Raw genomic sequence first — 17,536 nt, 5'->3', positions numbered from 1 at the left:
CTGTTTGTTTGGATGCCCTGGTGTCGCCTGTCAACGGAACTGGCGCAGGAAGCGCAGATCGTTCTCAAAGAACATACGCAGGTCGTTCACGCCGTAACGAAGCATGGCCAGGCGCTCTACACCCAGGCCGAATGCAAAACCACGGTATTCCTCGGCATCAATTCCGCAATATTCAAACACCTTGGGGTGCACCATTCCGCAACCCATGATTTCCAGCCACTTGATGCTGCCATCGGCTTCCCGCCCCCATTCAATATCCACTTCCGCGGAGGGTTCGGTGAAGGGGAAGTAGGACGGACGGAAGCGAACCTGCAAATCCCGCTCGAAGAACACCTGGAGAAACTCCTCCACAGTGCTTTTCAGATCCGCAAAGCTGACATTTTTCTCCACCAGTAAACCTTCCACCTGATGGAACATGGGAGTGTGGGTCATGTCCGAATCGCAGCGGTACACCCGGCCCGGACAGATCATTCGGAACGGAGGCTTGCCGGCCTCCATGGTGCGGATCTGAACCGGCGAGGTATGGGTGCGCAGCAGGGTGCCCGGGTTGAAATAGAAAGTGTCGTGCATGGCTCGGGCAGGATGGTGCCCGGGAATGTTCAGCGCCTCGAAGTTATGGTAATCATCTTCGATTTCCGGCCCCTGCTCAACGGTATAGCCGGCCCGGGAGAAAAACTGCTCAATCCGCTGCAGGGTACGGGTAACCGGATGCAAACCGCCAAGCTCCTGGCCACGGCCCGGGAGGGTAACGTCAATGGATTCACTGGCAAGTTTCTGCTCGATGGCGACGCGCTCAAGATCAGCGCGCTTCGCATTGATCGCGTCTTCCACCTGCCCCTTGGCTTCATTGATCTTCTGGCCGGCCGCCGGCCGCTCTTCAGCGGAAAGCTTACCCAGAGTTTTGGCCTGCTGGGTAATCACACCCTTCTTGCCAAGATACTCAACACGAATTTGATCAAGTGCCTGCAGGCTGTCGGCGCTATCAACTGCTGCCAGACCGTCCTGAACCAGTTGCTCCAGGTTTTCCATTGACCCTGCTCCAAACCAGAAATGGAAGTGCTTAAAACGTAACTTCAAAAACAAAAATAGGGGAAGAGCGTGCCCTTCCCCTATCAGGAGGCGCCATCATGAAATCATGAGGCGCCCATATCGATCAGCAATCGATGAAAGAGCTAAGCGATCACAGGGACGCCTTGGCCTTCTCAACAACAGCGGCAAACGCCTGCTGCTCGTTCATGGCCAGATCGGCCAGAACCTTACGATCGATTTCAACGTTAGCCTTTTTCAGACCAGCGATCAGACGGCTGTAGGACAGACCGTTAGCGCGGGCACCAGCATTGATACGGGCAATCCACAGAGCGCGGAAAGCACGCTTGCGGTTACGACGGTCGCGGTAAGCGTACTGACCGGCTTTGATAACCGCTTGCTTGGCTACACGGAATACCCGGCTACGAGCGCCGTAGTAACCTTTGGCCTGATTGAGAATCTTTTTGTGACGACGGCGTGCGACCACACCACGTTTTACACGAGCCATACTTTAATCCTTCTACCTGTACTTTCTAAGGAATGATTCTCGCGGCTGGATCAGCACGCGGTCATACGCTTGATAGATGCAACATCCGACTTGGCGATGAGCTTGGTGCCGCGCAGCTGACGCTTACGCTTCGGGCTCTTCTTGGTCAGGATGTGACTGGTGAAGGACTGCTTGTGCTTGAAGCCGGTGGCGGTTTTCTTGAACCGCTTGGTGGCTCCGCTTTTGGTTTTCATCTTAGGCATTTTTTAAAACTCCGCATTCTATTTTTAAATAAACAATGACGTGCCCCTGAACGACAAATCCCCCGCATGCGCGGGGGACAAGCACCCGATCAGGTTCACTTCTTCTTGCGGGGCGCCACAACCATGGTCATCTGCCGGCCTTCCATTTTCGGCCGCATCTCTACCTGGGCAAGCTCTTCCACATCTGCTTCGATGCGCTGCATGAGTTGCATACCAATTTCCTGGTGTGCCATCTCACGGCCACGGAAGCGGATCGTGATTTTGCCGCGGTCCCCGTTTTCAAGGAAACGTACCAGGTTGCGTAGTTTTACCTGATAATCCCCTTCTTCAGTTCCGGGACGGAACTTAAGCTCTTTGACCTGCGTCTGCTTCTGTTTTTTCTTGGCAGCCGCCTTGGCCTTCTTCTCGTCGAAGATTTTCTTGCCGTAGTCCATTATCTTACAGACGATCGGATCGGAATCCGTAACCTGGACCAGGTCAAGAGACGCCTCTTCAGCTTGCTTGATGGCGTCCTCTATTGGTACTACACCGACCTGGTTGCCTTCGGCATCGATCAGACGGACTTCGGTTGCGTCAATATTCTCATTGATCGGCGCCTTTGGTGTACGCCCACCCCGATTCGCTCGCTGTTTAATAATTAGATCTCCGTCTTTGTTTTGCCCTTGCGCTCAACATCTTTCTGCAAAAGTTGCTCAAACGCTTCGAGCGATAGCGTTCCCAAATCTTCGCCTTTGCGGGTTCTCACCGCAACGGTGTTGTTGTCGACCTCTTTGTCGCCGACGACGACAAGATAGGGAACCTTGTTAAGAGTATGCTCGCGGATTTTAAAGCCGATCTTCTCGTTTCTCAAGTCAGCATTAACCCTAAAGCCCAAAGAATCCCACTTTTTCGCCAGATTCTGACAATAGTCACGCTGATTATCGGTGATATTGAGGACCACAACCTGGCTTGGTGCCAGCCAGGTGGGGAATGCGCCTTCGTATTCTTCAATCAGAATACCGATGAACCGCTCGAACGACCCGAGTACCGCTCGGTGCAGCATGACCGGCGTCTTACGCTCGGAATTATCTGCCACATACTGGGCGCCAAGGCGGCCCGGCATGGAAAAATCGACCTGAATGGTACCGCATTGCCATACCCGGCCGATACAGTCTTTCAGGGAGAATTCGATTTTAGGGCCGTAGAAAGCACCTTCGCCCGGCAACAATTCCCAGTCCACGCCCTCACGATTCAGCGCCTCTTCCAGGGCGGCCTCGGCCTTGTCCCAGACTTCGTCGGAACCGACCCGCTTCTCAGGGCGAGTGGACAATTTGTACAGAATCTCGGTAAACCCGAAATCTGTGTAGATCTCGTGCAGCATTCCAATGAAGTCCGACACTTCCTTCTGGATCGCGTCCTCTTCGCAGAAGATGTGGGCATCATCTTGCGTAAAACCGCGAACACGCATCAGGCCGTGCAGTGCACCCGACGCCTCGTTACGGTGACAGGAACCGAACTCTGCCAGTCGCAGGGGAAGATCCTTGTAGCTCTTCAGCCCCTGGTTAAAGACCTGAACGTGGCACGGACAGTTCATGGGCTTGATGGCGTAGTCGTGCTTCTCCGACTCCGTGGTGAACATGTCGTCCTTAAACTTGTCCCAGTGACCCGACTTTTCCCACAGAGTACGGGACACCACCTGGGGCGTCTTGATTTCCTTGTAACCATGCTCCTGCTGCTTGCGGCGCATGTACTGTTCAATTTCCTGGTACAGCGACCAGCCGTCCGGGTGCCAGAACACCATCCCGGGCGCTTCTTCCTGCATGTGGAACAGATTAAGCTTCTTACCAACCTTTCGGTGATCACGTTTTTCGGCTTCTTCCAGACGGTGCAGGTACGCCTTCAGGTCCTTCTTGTTGCCCCAGGCTGTGCCGTAAACACGCTGCAACTGTTCGTTGCCGGTGTCACCACGCCAGAAAGCGCCGGAAACCTTGGTCAGCTTGAACGCCTTCAGCTTGCCGGTACTGGGCACGTGGGGGCCGCGGCACAGGTCGATGAAGTCGCCCTGGCGATAGAAGGACAGGTCCTCATCACCGGGAATGTCCTCAATGATGCGCACCTTGTACTCTTCACCCATCTCCTCAAACAGCTTGACGGCGTCTTCCCGGGACATAACAGACCGGGAAACCGGAATATCCTGTTTCGAAAGCTCCTCCATACGCTTCTCGATCCGCGCCAGGTCCTCGTTGGTAAAGGGGCGGTCGAACTTGAAGTCGTAATAGAAGCCGTTGTCGATGACCGGGCCGATGGTAACCTGGGCTGCCGGAAACAGCTCCTTGACGGCCATTGCCAGCAAATGGGCAGTGGAGTGACGGATGATATCGACGCCATCTTCATCACGCTCGGTGACAATGGCCAGCTCAGCATCGTCTTCAATGCGGTAGCTGGTGTCTACAAGCCGGCCATCCACCTTCCCGGCGAGAGCGGCTTTGGCGAGGCCAGCACCAATATCGGCGGCGACGTCATGGACGGTTACGGGTTCAGCAAAACTGCGATGGCTGCCATCGGGCAGGGTTACGACGGGCATGGAAAGCTCCTGTTGGTTACTCAGCGGTGATCTATACCAGAGACCACATGTTGACGGCACTGCGCGACACAAACCGCGGGCCGATTCGAGGCGAAGTCTAACAGAAAAAAACCCGACAGGTTAATGCCGGGCTTTTACGGACAGAAACATTGGTCAGGCTGGCTCCACTGCCCCCTCTTCCCTGGCCCGTCGGCGTAACTGCCCGAAGGCAACCAGCCCCAGAAGCACCAGTGCCGGAATGAACATCAGCTCCTTCGGCGGGCGCTCCAGCGGCACCTGAAAGGCATCGATCGTCCAGTCGAAGTACAGGCCGGCAGTTTCCGCCACACTGCCGTAGGACACAAAGTCCACAATCATCTGATCGCCGTCCCGGCGCAGACCAAGACCTGATTCCTGGAGCCGGGCTTCGGGAGTCTCGCCCGCAGGCAATGGCAGTTGCAGGAATGTTGACTTCTCATCGCCATCAATGGTCATACCCGTGGCCTTGATAACAATATCCTCACCCGCCGGAACAGCCTCGATGTATTCCATGATCTCGGTTCCGGGGCGGCTCTCAACCGGCGGATAGACCCTATCCCACCAGAACCCGGGCCGGAAAAGAGTGAACGTTATCAACAGCAGACAAAGGGTTTCCCACCAGCGGGTGCGGGTAAACCAGAACCCCTGCGTTGCCGCGGAGAAAACCAGCATGGCCGTCACGGCACTGAATACGGTGACCAGAAGATCAAACCAGCCTGTCAGCCCGATCAGCAACAACTGGGTGTTGAAGATAAACATGAACGGCAGGATCGCGGTCCGGATATCGTAGGTGAACCCCTGAACACCCGTTCGAATGGGGTCGGCCCCGGAAATCGCGGCGGCGGCGTAGGCCGCAAGCCCCACCGGCGGCGTGTCGTCCGCCAGTATCCCGAAGTAAAACACGAACAGGTGCACAGCGATGAGCGGCACGATCAGCCCATTCTGGGCCCCCAGCGTCACAATAACCGGTGCCATCAGGGTCGACACCACAATGTAATTGGCCGTGGTCGGAAGCCCCATACCCAGGATAAGACTGATCACAGCAGTGAAAACCAGCATAAGCATCAGGTTGCCGCCGGAGATAAACTCGACAAACTGGGCCATGACCAGGCCAATGCCCGTAAGCGTAACCGTGCCAACAACGATACCCGCTGATGCCGTCGCCACACCAATGCCAATCATGTTCCTGGCGCCGGTTGCCAGTGAATTCACGACATCCACAACGCCTTGCTTGGTCGCCCCTCCGATTTTTCCCCGTTTGCGGAACAGGTTCTTGAGTGGTACCTGGGTAACCACAATAAAGATCATGAACATGGTCGCCCAGAATGCAGAAAGCTGCGGTGAGAAACGTTCCACCGTAAGGCACCAGATCAGAACCACGACAGGCAAGAGATAATAAAGACCGGTTTTCACCGTGCGCCCCAGTGGTGGCAGCTCGTCCATTGAATCGGCCGGGTCATCTTCCTGCAAGTCCGGGAATTTGGCCGCATAACCCACCAATCCGATATAGATGGCCAACACAACGGGCCCCAGAACCCACACCGCCGCGGCACCAAATACCTCTTTCGTCCAGCCAATTCCGTAGTACACCGCCAGGGTCAGCACCGACAGGCCCAAGAGCATAAAAACCCAGGTCAGCAACCGCTGGGCAAGCGTCGGCTTGTTTGGCCGCTCCAGCCCCTGCATGTTCAGTTTGCAGGCCTCGAGGTGGACAATATAGATCAGGGCAATATAGGAAATCATTGCGGGAAGGATCGCGTGTTTCATCACCTCCAGATAGGAGATGCCCACGTACTCCACCATCAGGAACGCTGCCGCCCCCATTACTGGCGGCGTCAGTTGGCCATTGGTGGACGCAGCCACCTCTACGGCACCGGCTTTGGTGGCTGGGAATCCGACCCGCTTCATCAGCGGAATTGTGAAGGTGCCGGTGGTAACCACATTTGCAATGGAGGAGCCGGAGATGATCCCGCTCAAGCCACTGGACACCACCGCCGCCTTCGCCGGACCACCCTTCATGTGACCCAGGGAGGCATAGGCAACCTTGATGAAATAGTTACCCGCTCCAGCTCTCTCCAGCAAGGCACCAAAAAGCACAAACAAGAACACGAAGCTCGTGGAGACACCCAGGGCAACACCGAACACGCCCTCGGTACCCAACCACTGATGCGAGGCGAGTTTTTCCAGGCTGGCGCCGCCATGGGAAATCACATCCGGCATGTAGGGGCCCGCGAGCGAATAGAAAATGAACACGGCAGCCACAATTGTGAGTGGCAGGCCGAGGGCACGGCGGGTCGCCTCAAGCAGAAGCACCAGGCCGAGCATTGCGATGATCAGATCCTGCAGAATTGGCGCACCCGGCCGAGTCGACAGCTCCTTATAGAAGATGTACAGGTACGCCGACGAGAACGCTGCCAGAAGTGCAAGAATCCAGTCATAAAAGGGCACTGCGTTGGAGGTGTCGTGCCGCCCCTTGATCATGGGGAAGGCGGCAAACGCCAGGAAAGACGCAAACGCCAGGTGGATCGAACGTGCCTCTGTTGAGTTAAACACCCCTATTTCAAAAATGTAGGGCAGTGGCGAAGCAATCCACAATTGAAACAGAGACCAGACCACCGGAATAACAAACAGAAGCACCGCAGCATATCCGGTGCCGGCACGCCCGCCGGTTTCTGTTTGCAGGAACTGATCTACGGCTGAAGTATCTACGGAATCCCCGGAGTTAGGATCTTTGCCGGTCATAGGTATGTCCTGTGAAGGAGGGAAAGGAAACAACAATCGGGGTGGCACAGGCCACACCCGATTGCCCGGTCAGTCGTTATTTGATCAGACCCGCTTCCTTGTAGTACTTCAGGGCACCCGGATGCAGCGGCGCACTCAGGGCATCAGATACCATTTCTGACTTCTCCAGATTGGCAAATGCCGGATGCAGGCGCTTGAAACTGTCAAAGTTTTCGAACACTGCCTTGACCACTTCGTAAACCACCTTTTCGGACACATCGGTAGAGGACACAAAGGTCGCGGCTACCCCGAAGGTGGCCACATCCTCGTCGGTTCCGCGGTACATGCCACCGGGAATGATGGCTTTACGATAGTACGGATTCTCATCGATCAGCTTTTTGGTGGCGGCGTTATCCACTTCAACGATGACGCTGTCACAGGAAGTGGTCGCTTCCTTGATGGCGCCGGAGGGATGCCCGACTGTGTAGAAGAAAGCATCAATGTTGCCATCACACAGCGCCTGGGACTGTTCTGCCGCTTTCAGTTCAGCAGCCAGTGAAAACTTGTCCATGGTCCAGCCCATCTCATCCATCAGCACTTCAGCCGTTGCACGCTGGCCGGAACCGGGGTTGCCCACGGACACACGCTTGCCTTCAAGGTCTTCAAAAGTCTTGATGCCGGAGCCCTTGCTGGCAACGACTGTGAACGGTTCCGGGTGCAGGGAGAAAACCGCACGAAGCTTCTTGTTGGCGCCGTCGTCTTTAAACTGGCTCGTGCCGTTGTAGGCATGGTACTGCCAGTCAGACTGGGCAACCGCCAGATCCAGCTCGCCCTGGCGAATGGCGTTCAGGTTGTAGACGGAACCGCCGGTGCTTTCTACGGAGCACCGAATACCATGTTCTTTGCGATCCATGTTCACCAGACGGCAGATGGCACCGCCGGCCGGGTAATAGACCCCGGTCACACCGCCGGTACCGATGGTCACGAACTGTTGCTCCTGTGCGGTCACCGATGCTGAGGCCACACCCAGGCCAACAGCAGCAGCAACGGCAAATGCAGAGGCTTTGAGTTTCAGTGTCATGTGAGTTCTTCCTTTTTCTGGTCGTTATCATCAATTGCCCGCCTTTTGCTGCGAGCGGACATCGCGGTCGTCTTAGAACATAGACCACTTCACGCCATAAATAAAGTGTGGATTAGCTCGCTAACCGATTGAGCAGACAACAAAAAAACCCGCAATGCGGGCTTTTTTGTTCAAGTCGCTGCGAATCTTATTTCGCAGTGCGCGCTTTTGCAAGCATTTGATCCGGCCTCAACAGGAACCGGGCGAGAGCCGGCAGCAGCCAGATGGCTCCAACCATGTTCCACAGGAACATAAAGAACAGGAGAAAGCCCATGTCTGCCTGGAACTTGATCGGGGAGAAAATCCAGGTAACAACGCCGAGACCCAGTGTTACACCGGTGAACATAACAGCCTTACCGGTGGAGCGCAGCGTCTCGTAATAGGCCTCCTGAAGGGGTTTGCCCTCAAGAAGATACTTCTCCAGCTTGCTGTAGATATAGATGCCGTAGTCAACACCAATACCAACCCCCAGGGCGATAACCGGCAACGTCGCTACCTTGATGCCAATACCGGACACCGCCATGATCGCTTCGCCGAGGACAGAGGTCAGACCAAGCGGTATCACAATACAGAGCACCGCGCGGATCGAACGGAAGGTAACAAAGCACAGTAAACTCACCACGCCGTAAACCAGCAGCAGCATCTTGTCCTTGGCGCTGGAAATCACCTCGTTGGTCGCCGCTTCCACGCCTGAGTTGCCTGCTGCCAACAGGAACCTGTGCTCCTCGGTACTGTTGGCGCTGGCGAACTCCTCAACACGTTCAATGACCGTTTCCAGCGTTTCCGCCTTGTGATCCTCAAGAAACACAAGCACGGGTGTCAGACTGCAGTCGGTATTGATCAGCCCCGCCGGTGCCTCACGAATGGACGCGTTGATGATGGTCTGGTTACGGGAAATCTCGTACCACTTCCAGTTACCCTCATTCAGCGCCTTGGTCACCACTTTGGACACATCCGCCAGCGACACGGAAGACTGTACACCCGGTGTGTTCTGCAACTCCCACTGCAAGGCGTCCATGGCACGCAGCACGTTGTACTGGGTGCACTGCTCTTCCGGCGTTTTCACCATTACCACAAGCACATCGGCACTGGTGGAGTAGTTGTCGATGATGTAGGCGTTGTCCTTGTTGTATCTGGAATCCGCACGCAGCTCGGGTGCACCCCGGTCCAGATCGCCAATTTTGAGGTTTTGTTTGTAGTAGAGGCCGAGCCCAAGGCCAATCACGGCGATCAGCAGGGAGATCGGCGCCACGCCCGGATGTGAGAAGTAAGACATGACGCGCCACTTCCGGTCCTGCTTTTCCCCATGGTTCTGCACATGGCGAATACCGCCCTGGGAGATCCCGATGTAAGACATGATCAGAACATGCAGCACCAGGTTGGTCAGGATAACGAAGGCCACGCCAATACCCGCTGCCACCGCCAGATCCCGGATTACGTCAATCTCAATGAAGATGAGTGTGAGGAAACCGAACGCATCGGAGATCAGTGCCAGCATACCCGGGATATAAAGGGCACGGAAGGCAAGGCGGGCAGCCGTGACCGAGTCAAAGCCCCTGGCCGCCTCAACCGCCATGGCGTTAACAATCTGGACGCCGTGACTGATACCAATCGCAAACACCAGGAACGGCACCAAAACGGAATACGGATCCAGGCCATAACCCATCAACCGCAGAGTTCCCAGCTGCAGGAAAACCGCAATGATCGAGGTAAAGACGGGGACCAGAGTTCCGGCAATCGAACGGGAATACCAGAACAGCAGCAGCGTGGTCAGCAGGATGGTGATGCCGGCAAACCAGGCGATGGAGCCAATCCCTTCAATCAGATCGCCAACCTTTTTTGCAAAACCGACAATATGAATCTCAATGTTCGGATTCTGGGCCTCGTACTTTTCACGGATCTTTTCTTCCAACTGACGAGAGAATTCGCCGTAGTCGAGAGCCTCACCGGTCTCCGGATTTTTTTCATACAACGGCGCGTAAACAATCGTTGACTGGAAGTTATCGGAAATCAGGCGCCCGACTTCATTGGAGCGCAGAACGTTCTGACGCAACCGCTCAAGACTGTCTCTTGAACCATCGTAGTTATCCGGAATAACGGTTCCACCCTGGAAACCCTGCTCAGTCACTTCCACCCAGCGAACGTTCGAGGTCCACAGGGATTTAAGACCCGATCGGTCCACGCCATCCAGATAGAAAACCTCGTCCGTGATCTGCTTCAGGGTTTCCATGTATTCCTGAGTAAAGATATCGCCATCTTCAACCTCCACGGCGATACGAACGAAGTTACCGAGATTTTCGAGATCGTCCCGATGCTCCAGCATGTTAACGATGTACGGATGTTCAAGCGGGATCATGCGCTCGAAACTGGCATCAGGCTGGATCTTGATGGCGTTGTAACCCAGAAACAGCGTCAACACGGTAAAGGCAATCAGAATGAGTGCCCGGTTGTTGAAAATCAGCCGCTCCAGGAATGGTTCTGCCTTGGGCGTGGTCAGGTAGTGTTCGCCCTTGTCATGCTTAGGGTTGGACATTCAAAAGCCCCTCTATTATTCGTTCGGTTGTTGCCACATCAGGGCGTTATTGAAGGTTCTTTCCACGGGCGTCTGTAATTTTTACGCCACCTTCGCCGACAAGCAGCAGATCTGTCCCTGAAATGGGCACCACGCTCATGACCCCATCCCGATCACTACGGAAATTCTCCCGGAAGGTTTCTGCTCTGTCGGTACTGAGAAGGACGGCGCCACCGTTACCCACCAGAGTAATCCGGCCGTCTTTAGCAACGGCGCCGTCGTTGAGAGTTGCGCCAGCCGAATTGGGAATCATGCGCCAGCTCTTGCCAAGATCCGTTGAGAACAGCATGTTGCCTCTCAGGCCAAACGCCAGGACTTCGTTCACCTGGCCGGTACCGATCACCCCAAACAGGGAGCCTTCGTAAGGAGACTCGCGGCGCTCGAACGTCTCGCCGCCATCCACCGAGACATGGATCTGCCCAGCCTCACCAACCACTACCAAAGCGCCACCGGTGACCCGGGTAATGCCATTGAGGTGAAAATTCTGCCGGTTTTCGATCCGGGGTGCCCAGTCCTTCCAGGTTTCACCGCCATCCGTTGTTCGCAGGAACATTCCGTAGGCACCCACAACAAAACCGCGGTTCTCGTTCTCGAACCAGACATCCAGCAGTGGGTTTACCGGCCCGACATCCAGATCAGCCTGCAGGTTTTCCAGGGCAAAGTAGAGGTCGTCAAGTGCCCACTCCAGGTCACTTTTTTCAGATTCGGGAGCCCCTTCAATGCGCTCCTCCATCGCTGCAATCTGCTCTTCCCTGCTCTCGATGGCCAGTGCCGCTGCTCTGATACCGTCAAGCTGAAGGCTCCAGGTGGCACCGGCATCCTCGGTATGCAGAACCACACCACTGTGCCCTACCGCCCAGCCATGAGTTTCTGAACCGAAATCGATTCCGGTCAGGGTGACCGAGACAGGAACTTCACCCTGAACCCAGGTCTCCCCTTCATCATCCGAATAAATGATATGGCCTCGCTCTCCTACGGCCACGATACGATCTCCGGTCCGGGTCGCATCGTTCAGAAGATTCTCCGGGGCCAGATCGGTTGGCCGGGCCGGGGTTTCGATGATATCTGCAAGCGCAAACGCCGCAGGGGCGGACCACGCCATGGAAAGTCCGAGACAGGCCGCTCCCAGCGTCTTGCACATCAACCTATTAGCCATTCAGATTGCCTATTGTGTTGTATTGAACTGTATCTCTGACCGGCCAAGCCGGGAATAACTGTGAACATACCGGCCACCTCATGGTGGCCGGTATGTCGGGTCGCCACTTCCTATGGGCGGGGACGCATCCCTTGATCACCCAAGCCTTATCGAACGCTCCTGCGACGCAGGGACGCGGGAGAGAAGTAACGCTTGTTCGGAACCTCGTTGGTGAACACCCGGGTATTGGCCTCTTCGGTATCAAGGCCAAGCACGTGATAACGCCGGGCCTGAAGGTCATGATAGACGTCCAGCACTGTCCACACACCCGGAAGTTCGTAATAATTTTTCGGCAGACCCATGGTCACCCGCCAGAGTTCGCCACGGCCGTCGTACTGGTCCAGCAGAACGGTGTTCCAGCTGTCCTCATCAATATAGAAGCGGCGCTTGCCGTAGATGTGGCGCTCGCCCTCCTTCAGCGTGGCTTCAACCACATGGACCCGGTGCAACTCCCAGCGGGTAAGATCGGGATTCAGGTGGGAAACCCCCAGGATCTCCTCGTAAGGCGTACCCTTCTCGCCGATCCGGTAATTATTATAGGGGATATAGATTTCCCGCTTGCCCTCGTAACGCCAGTTGTACCGGTCCAGGGCACCGTTAAAGATATCCGTGTCGTCGGCGGTGCGCAGGTTGTCCGCGGCCGCGATCGGCGAATCATATCCCAGGTTCGGCGCCCGGCGCACACGGCGCTGGCCCGCGTTGTAACCCCATCCGTTCCGCGGACTGATGATCTGGTTCAGAGTCTCGTGGACGAGAATGGCACCACCGGCAAGGCGGGGGGGAGACTGGGTGAACGACAGGTAGTAAAAAATTACGTTATCGAGATCTTCTTCACCACCTTCGGGGTTGTAGAAGTTGAAAAACGCTTCCTGCTGCGAAGTGACCAGGGTGTAGTCACCATTGGTCTGGACAGCCACCTCACTGGAACGACGGGTAAGCGATACACCGCGCCAACGGGTCAGATGGTTCCAGATTGCCTGCCAGGCTTTCTGCTCGTTGTCGCCATGCAGTATGGGAAAGGGGTAGCCCCCGAACGCGCCTTCGAGGCCCTCACCCTGGCCGACGATTTCCGCATTCACCGCGTTCTCGCGGGTGTTCTCCGCCACCCAGTCGGGAACTGCATGGGTTCGACGGGACTGGTACACCGGCACACGGAAAGTGGTCGGATAGGTTTCCAGCAACGCTTTCACACCATCCGTCAGATAGTCCCCGTACTGATCCATATTGGCAGGCGTGATGGTGAAAAGGACGTCATCGTCCGGAAACGGATTTATGTGGTGTTGCCCGCTGCCCTCATACCCGGGAGGTGGTTCTGTCAGCCCCCCGGTCCAGGCCGGAATAGTACCGGCACTGTTACCGGCCTTGGGGGAGCCAAAAGGGGTCAGGTCCTGGCCCAGACGGGCCGCTTCACTGGCGGAAACCGCCGACCAGGCAGGCGACGATGCCACGGAAAGAACCAGCAGACCGCCGAGAATCGCATTTTTGTTGTAACTCATTGTAAAACCTTAAGTGCGTCTGGAAGCCTCTGAAGAGGCATTTTATTGTCATCTGATGGAATTTCAGACCTTCAGCCAGATTAACGGATCACGCCTTAAAGTCTATCGACCGAAAGTGCGATTTTGTATCCGGCTGTGACAAAGCTCCCGGTCACAGCCGGCTACCTGAACCACCTTCGGATTCAACCGGCAAGGCTCTTGTGCACCACCTCATAGACATCCCGGGACAGGCCGTCTTTGTCGCGGATACGTTCCAGCGCGGACTTCATCGGCCCGCTGTAGGCCGGCGCAAACTTTTGCCACCGGGTCAGCGGCGTCACCAGGCGCGCCGCGATCTGCGGATTGCTGTCATCCAGCCGGCAAACCTGATCTGCCAGGAAGTCATAACCGGAACCGTCCGGATTGTGGAAAGCCGCCAGGTTCTGCCCGGCGAATGCACCTACCACTGAACGAATCTTGTTCGGATTCTTCCAGTCAAAGGCCGGATGCTCCAGCAACTTCCTGATATCCGGCAGCTGCCCGGCCCGGTCGCTGGCCGCCTGTACGGAGAACCACTGTTCAACAACCTGCGGATCGTCCCGGAAGCTGTTGTAAAACTCGTCCAGGGCCTGACGCCGGTCATCTTCATAGTCGGAGTTGACCAGCGCCTGCAGGGCACCCATCCGGTCTGTCATATTGTCGGCTTGGTTCAGCTGGCTCACCGCCAGAGTGCGGCCTTTCTCATCATTGATCACCAGCAGCCAGGCGAGCGCGGTATTACGCAGGCTGCGACGGGCAATGGCCTCTGGAGTCACCTCATAGGCACCGGTTTCGAGATTACGCTGGTAACACGCCAGTAGCTCGTTCCTCAGGGCGTGAGCCAGGCATTTAAGCACTGTTTCGCGGGCCTGGTGAATCGCGGGAACATCGGCATTTTCCGCCAACTCAATCAGATACGCCTCGGACGGCAGCTGAAGCATTTTTGCCACCAGTGCCTGATCAAGATCCGTATCGGAAACCAGTTTCCGGTAAGCCTCAACCAGCCTTGGCTCCACTTCCGAGCCATCCGCGGCACCCACCAGGGACTGAATCACGTCCACCGCCAGCCTCTGGCCGGCATCCCAGCGGTTGAATCCGTCCGGATCGTGACTCATCAGGAACAGTAACTGCTCGCGGGTCCACGGATAGCGAACCCGGACCGGCGCCGAGAAGTGCCGCAGCAGAGAGGGAACCGGCTTCGCCTCAACGCCATGGAAGTCAAAGGTATGGACGGCTTCGGTAAGCTCAAGCACGCGCTCTGTGGGCGCTTCAGACGCATCCGCCTCCAGCTGCAAGGGCAGTGGCTGACCATCCTGCCCCAGAAGTCCCAAAGAAAATGGAATGTGCTGGGGCTTTTTATTGGTCTGGCCCGGTGTATCCGGAATGTTCTGCTCAATCGTCAGTCGATAAATGCCCGGGCCGGCGTCGAATTCATCGGAAACGGTCAGCACCGGCGTTCCCGCCTGCTCGTACCACAACCGGAACTGGCTCAGATCACGGCCCGAAGCATCCTCCATGGCTTTTACGAAATCGTCGGTGGTGACCGCCTGGCCGTCATGGCGCTCAAAGTACAGATCACTGCCCTTGCGGAACATGTCCGGTCCCAGCAGGGTATGGATCATGCGCACCACTTCCTCCCCTTTCTCGTAAACGGTCAGGGTGTAGAAGTTGGTAATTTCCATATAGGAAGCTGGCCGAACCGGGTGCGCCATCGGGCCGCTGTCTTCGGCAAACTGGGCGGTGCGCAACAGGGTGACATCTTCAATCCGCTTGACGGTGGGCGAGCCCATATCTGCTGAAAACTGGGAATCCCGGAATACGGTGAAGCCTTCTTTCAGGCTCAGCTGGAACCAGTCACGGCAGGTGACCCGGTTCCCGGACCAGTTGTGGAAGTATTCGTGGGCGACGATGGCCTCGATGCGCTGAAACGCTATGTCCGTTGCCGTTTCCTGGCTGGCCAGCACGCATGAGGAGTTGAAGATATTGAGGCCCTTGTTTTCCATGGCGCCCATGTTGAAGTCGTCCACCGCCACGATCATGAAAATATCCAGATCGTATTCCCGACCGTAGACCTCCTCATCCCAGCGCATGGACCGTTTCAGGGAATCCATGGCGTGATCACATTTCCTGGCGTTCCGGGGCTCCACATACATACGCAGATCAATGTCACGGCCGGAGCAGGTGGTAAAGCTGTCACGCTTCTCCACAAGATCCCCGGCTACCAGGGCAAAGAGATAACAGGGTTTGGGGAACGGATCTTCCCAGGTCACGAAGTGGCGCCCGTTTTCCAGCTCGCCCTTCTCGACATCGTTACCATTGGACAACAGGATCGGATACGCCTCCTTGCTGGCCTCAATGCGGGTGCGGAAGCGTGCCATAACGTCGGGACGGTCCGGGAAGTAGGTAATACAGCGGAATCCCTCGGCCTCACACTGGGTACAGAACATGCCCGAGGATTTGTAGAGACCTTCGAGCCGGGTGTTATTCTGGGGCTCGATCCAGGTTACGGTGGTCAGACGGAACCGGTCCGGTACAGACCGGATGACCAGCTGATCGCCCCGGTCCTCGTAATCGCTCGCCGCCAGTTTGGCGCCATCCAGGGCAACGGACTCCAGCTTCAGGCTGTCACCGTCAAGCTCCAGGGGTGCCGATGCCTCGGCGGACTCAGGATTCCGACGAAGTTCAAGCGTGCTGTGTACCCGGGCACCATCTTCAAAAAGCTCGAAGGTCAGTTCCACGGTATCGACCAGATACGCGGGCACCTTGTAATCGCTCAGGTAAATGGTTTGTGGCTGGCTGGTACGCATTGGTTTTCTCCAGAATTCGCTGCCTGCATGGACCAAAAATCAGGGTCCGGAGGCATGAACGGAATGGCCGGGTGGGGAGCGGTTCAGCGCTCCGCAACCCGGAAACGGACTTCATAACCGGTGAACTTCCTGATGTTCATTACACCGGTATCAAGAATAAGGTACTGCCCCTTGATGCCTTCAAGGACGCCTTCAACTTCCGGCGTTTTGTCGAGGTTATGGGTTTTGATCTTCTCTGGCCAGACCTCAACGGGATAACTGAGGCCGAGCCCCTGCTCATCCACCTCACGGATAGACTCCTGGCCGTGAGTTTCTCTCAGTGCTTCAAGATCCCCGGCAATCAGCCCCAGAATTCTCCAGCGCTCTTCGGCCAGGTCCAGCTCCGGTACGTCGCCCTTGAGCATCGCCCGCCAGTTGGTTCGGTCGGCAACGTGGGCCTTGCAGGCAACTTCCACCAACCCGGCGATGTATCGGGTCGCAACCCGCACCATGGGAATGGCATCTACCGCGCCCTGGTCAATCCAGCGGGTCGGCACCTGGGAGGCCCGGGTGATACCCACCTTGAGACCGGATGAATTCGCGAGGTAAACCACGTGCTCCACCATACAGTGGGTCTCGCCCCACTCCGGCTCACGACAGGTTCCCAGATGATAATGGCACTTTTCCGGGCTCATGATGCAACTGTCACAGGCTGCCAGCTTGCGAAAACAGGGGTAGCAAAACCCCTGGTTGAAACTCTTTTTGGTGGTTCGGTCGCAGTGGATACAACGAATGATGCCGTCGAAATCAAACCGCAACGGCCTGCCAATCAGCTCGTTCAGGGGTATACGGGTATCGCCGACGGCAATGGTGTAGGCCACCGGATCTCCCGCCTCTGCCGGCATTTTCCGAAGCCGACCGGTTACATCAATGGTTTTACTCAAGACTTGACCTCAACAAACTGGCCCGGATCTGCGTCGCCGTCACTCAGATTGCGCGTTATGGAGGGATCGCAGGCGGTTCCCGCCTTGCTGCCTCTGTCGAGGTAACCCACACGCTCCTCTTCGGGAATGTTGTGCAGGTTTTCGTAATAGATGACTGCCTCCAGGCTGATTTCCCGCTGCCCGGGAGTCAGCTTGCGGCCGTCGGGCCATTTCCCGAGCTCAATGGACTGCCGGAGACTCCGGTACACATTGGGATCCAGCCGATCAATCAGTTCTTCGTAAGTCATCCCGCTCTCCTGAAAAAACGTTCATAAAAAAGTGGCGGAA

The 17,536-nt window shown here is 56.3% G+C and carries 13 protein-coding genes; all 13 read right to left on the bottom strand.

Annotated elements, in window-relative coordinates:
• Positions 1-30: 30 nt before the first annotated feature.
• A complete protein-coding gene (pheS, locus tag D0851_RS18855; protein ID WP_117620006.1) occupies positions 31-1,029 on the bottom strand; it encodes a phenylalanine--tRNA ligase subunit alpha in 999 nt (332 codons plus the stop codon).
• Positions 1,030-1,180: 151 nt separating this feature from the next.
• Positions 1,181-1,534 (bottom strand): 50S ribosomal protein L20, encoded by a 354-nt coding sequence (gene rplT, locus D0851_RS18850; RefSeq protein WP_008170485.1) that lies wholly within the window; start codon positions 1,532-1,534, stop codon positions 1,181-1,183.
• 50 nt (positions 1,535-1,584) lie between these two features.
• Positions 1,585-1,776, bottom strand: coding sequence for a 50S ribosomal protein L35 (gene rpmI, locus D0851_RS18845; protein ID WP_007151842.1), 192 nt, complete (start codon positions 1,774-1,776; stop codon positions 1,585-1,587).
• Between the two features lie 95 nt (positions 1,777-1,871).
• Entirely contained in the window at positions 1,872-2,411 is a 540-nt protein-coding gene (gene infC, locus D0851_RS18840) for a translation initiation factor IF-3 (RefSeq protein ID WP_205422356.1), read from the bottom strand.
• 2 nt (positions 2,412-2,413) lie between these two features.
• Positions 2,414-4,339 (bottom strand): threonine--tRNA ligase, encoded by a 1,926-nt coding sequence (gene thrS, locus D0851_RS18835; RefSeq protein WP_117620004.1) that lies wholly within the window; start codon positions 4,337-4,339, stop codon positions 2,414-2,416.
• A 153-nt stretch (positions 4,340-4,492) separates the two neighbouring features.
• Positions 4,493-7,099, bottom strand: a complete 2,607-nt coding sequence (locus D0851_RS18830; RefSeq protein ID WP_117620003.1) for a TRAP transporter permease — start codon at positions 7,097-7,099, stop codon at positions 4,493-4,495.
• Positions 7,100-7,175: 76 nt separating this feature from the next.
• Positions 7,176-8,159: a TAXI family TRAP transporter solute-binding subunit gene (locus tag D0851_RS18825; RefSeq protein WP_117620002.1), complete on the bottom strand. Its 984-nt coding sequence runs from the start codon at positions 8,157-8,159 to the stop codon at positions 7,176-7,178.
• A gap of 187 nt (positions 8,160-8,346) precedes the next feature.
• A complete protein-coding gene (locus D0851_RS18820; RefSeq protein WP_117620001.1) occupies positions 8,347-10,731 on the bottom strand; it encodes an efflux RND transporter permease subunit in 2,385 nt (794 codons plus the stop codon).
• A gap of 46 nt (positions 10,732-10,777) precedes the next feature.
• Entirely contained in the window at positions 10,778-11,926 is a 1,149-nt protein-coding gene (locus D0851_RS18815; RefSeq protein WP_227539359.1) for a WD40/YVTN/BNR-like repeat-containing protein, read from the bottom strand.
• Positions 11,927-12,072: 146 nt separating this feature from the next.
• On the bottom strand, positions 12,073-13,461 hold the full coding sequence (locus D0851_RS18810; RefSeq protein ID WP_117619999.1) for a DUF1329 domain-containing protein: 1,389 nt from the start codon (positions 13,459-13,461) through the stop codon (positions 12,073-12,075).
• Between the two features lie 182 nt (positions 13,462-13,643).
• Complete coding sequence (pepN, locus tag D0851_RS18805) at positions 13,644-16,286, bottom strand: aminopeptidase N (protein ID WP_117619998.1); 2,643 nt, start codon at positions 16,284-16,286, stop codon at positions 13,644-13,646.
• Between the two features lie 83 nt (positions 16,287-16,369).
• Positions 16,370-17,209: a DUF2797 domain-containing protein gene (locus D0851_RS18800; RefSeq protein WP_117619997.1), complete on the bottom strand. Its 840-nt coding sequence runs from the start codon at positions 17,207-17,209 to the stop codon at positions 16,370-16,372.
• Positions 17,206-17,496 carry a YeaC family protein gene (locus D0851_RS18795; protein WP_117619996.1) on the bottom strand — a complete coding sequence of 97 codons (291 nt, stop codon included), beginning with the start codon at positions 17,494-17,496 and terminating at the stop codon, positions 17,206-17,208. Before D0851_RS18795 ends, D0851_RS18800 begins: the two co-directional genes overlap by 4 nt.
• Between the last annotated feature and the right edge of the window lie 40 nt (positions 17,497-17,536).

The sequence above is a fragment of the Marinobacter sp. Arc7-DN-1 genome, assembly GCF_003441595.1.
In the GTDB taxonomy this organism is placed as follows: Bacteria; Pseudomonadota; Gammaproteobacteria; order Pseudomonadales; family Oleiphilaceae; genus Marinobacter; species Marinobacter metalliresistant.
Note: the sequence above shows the minus strand (reverse complement) of the source record. Positions and strands in the feature narration are given on the sequence as shown.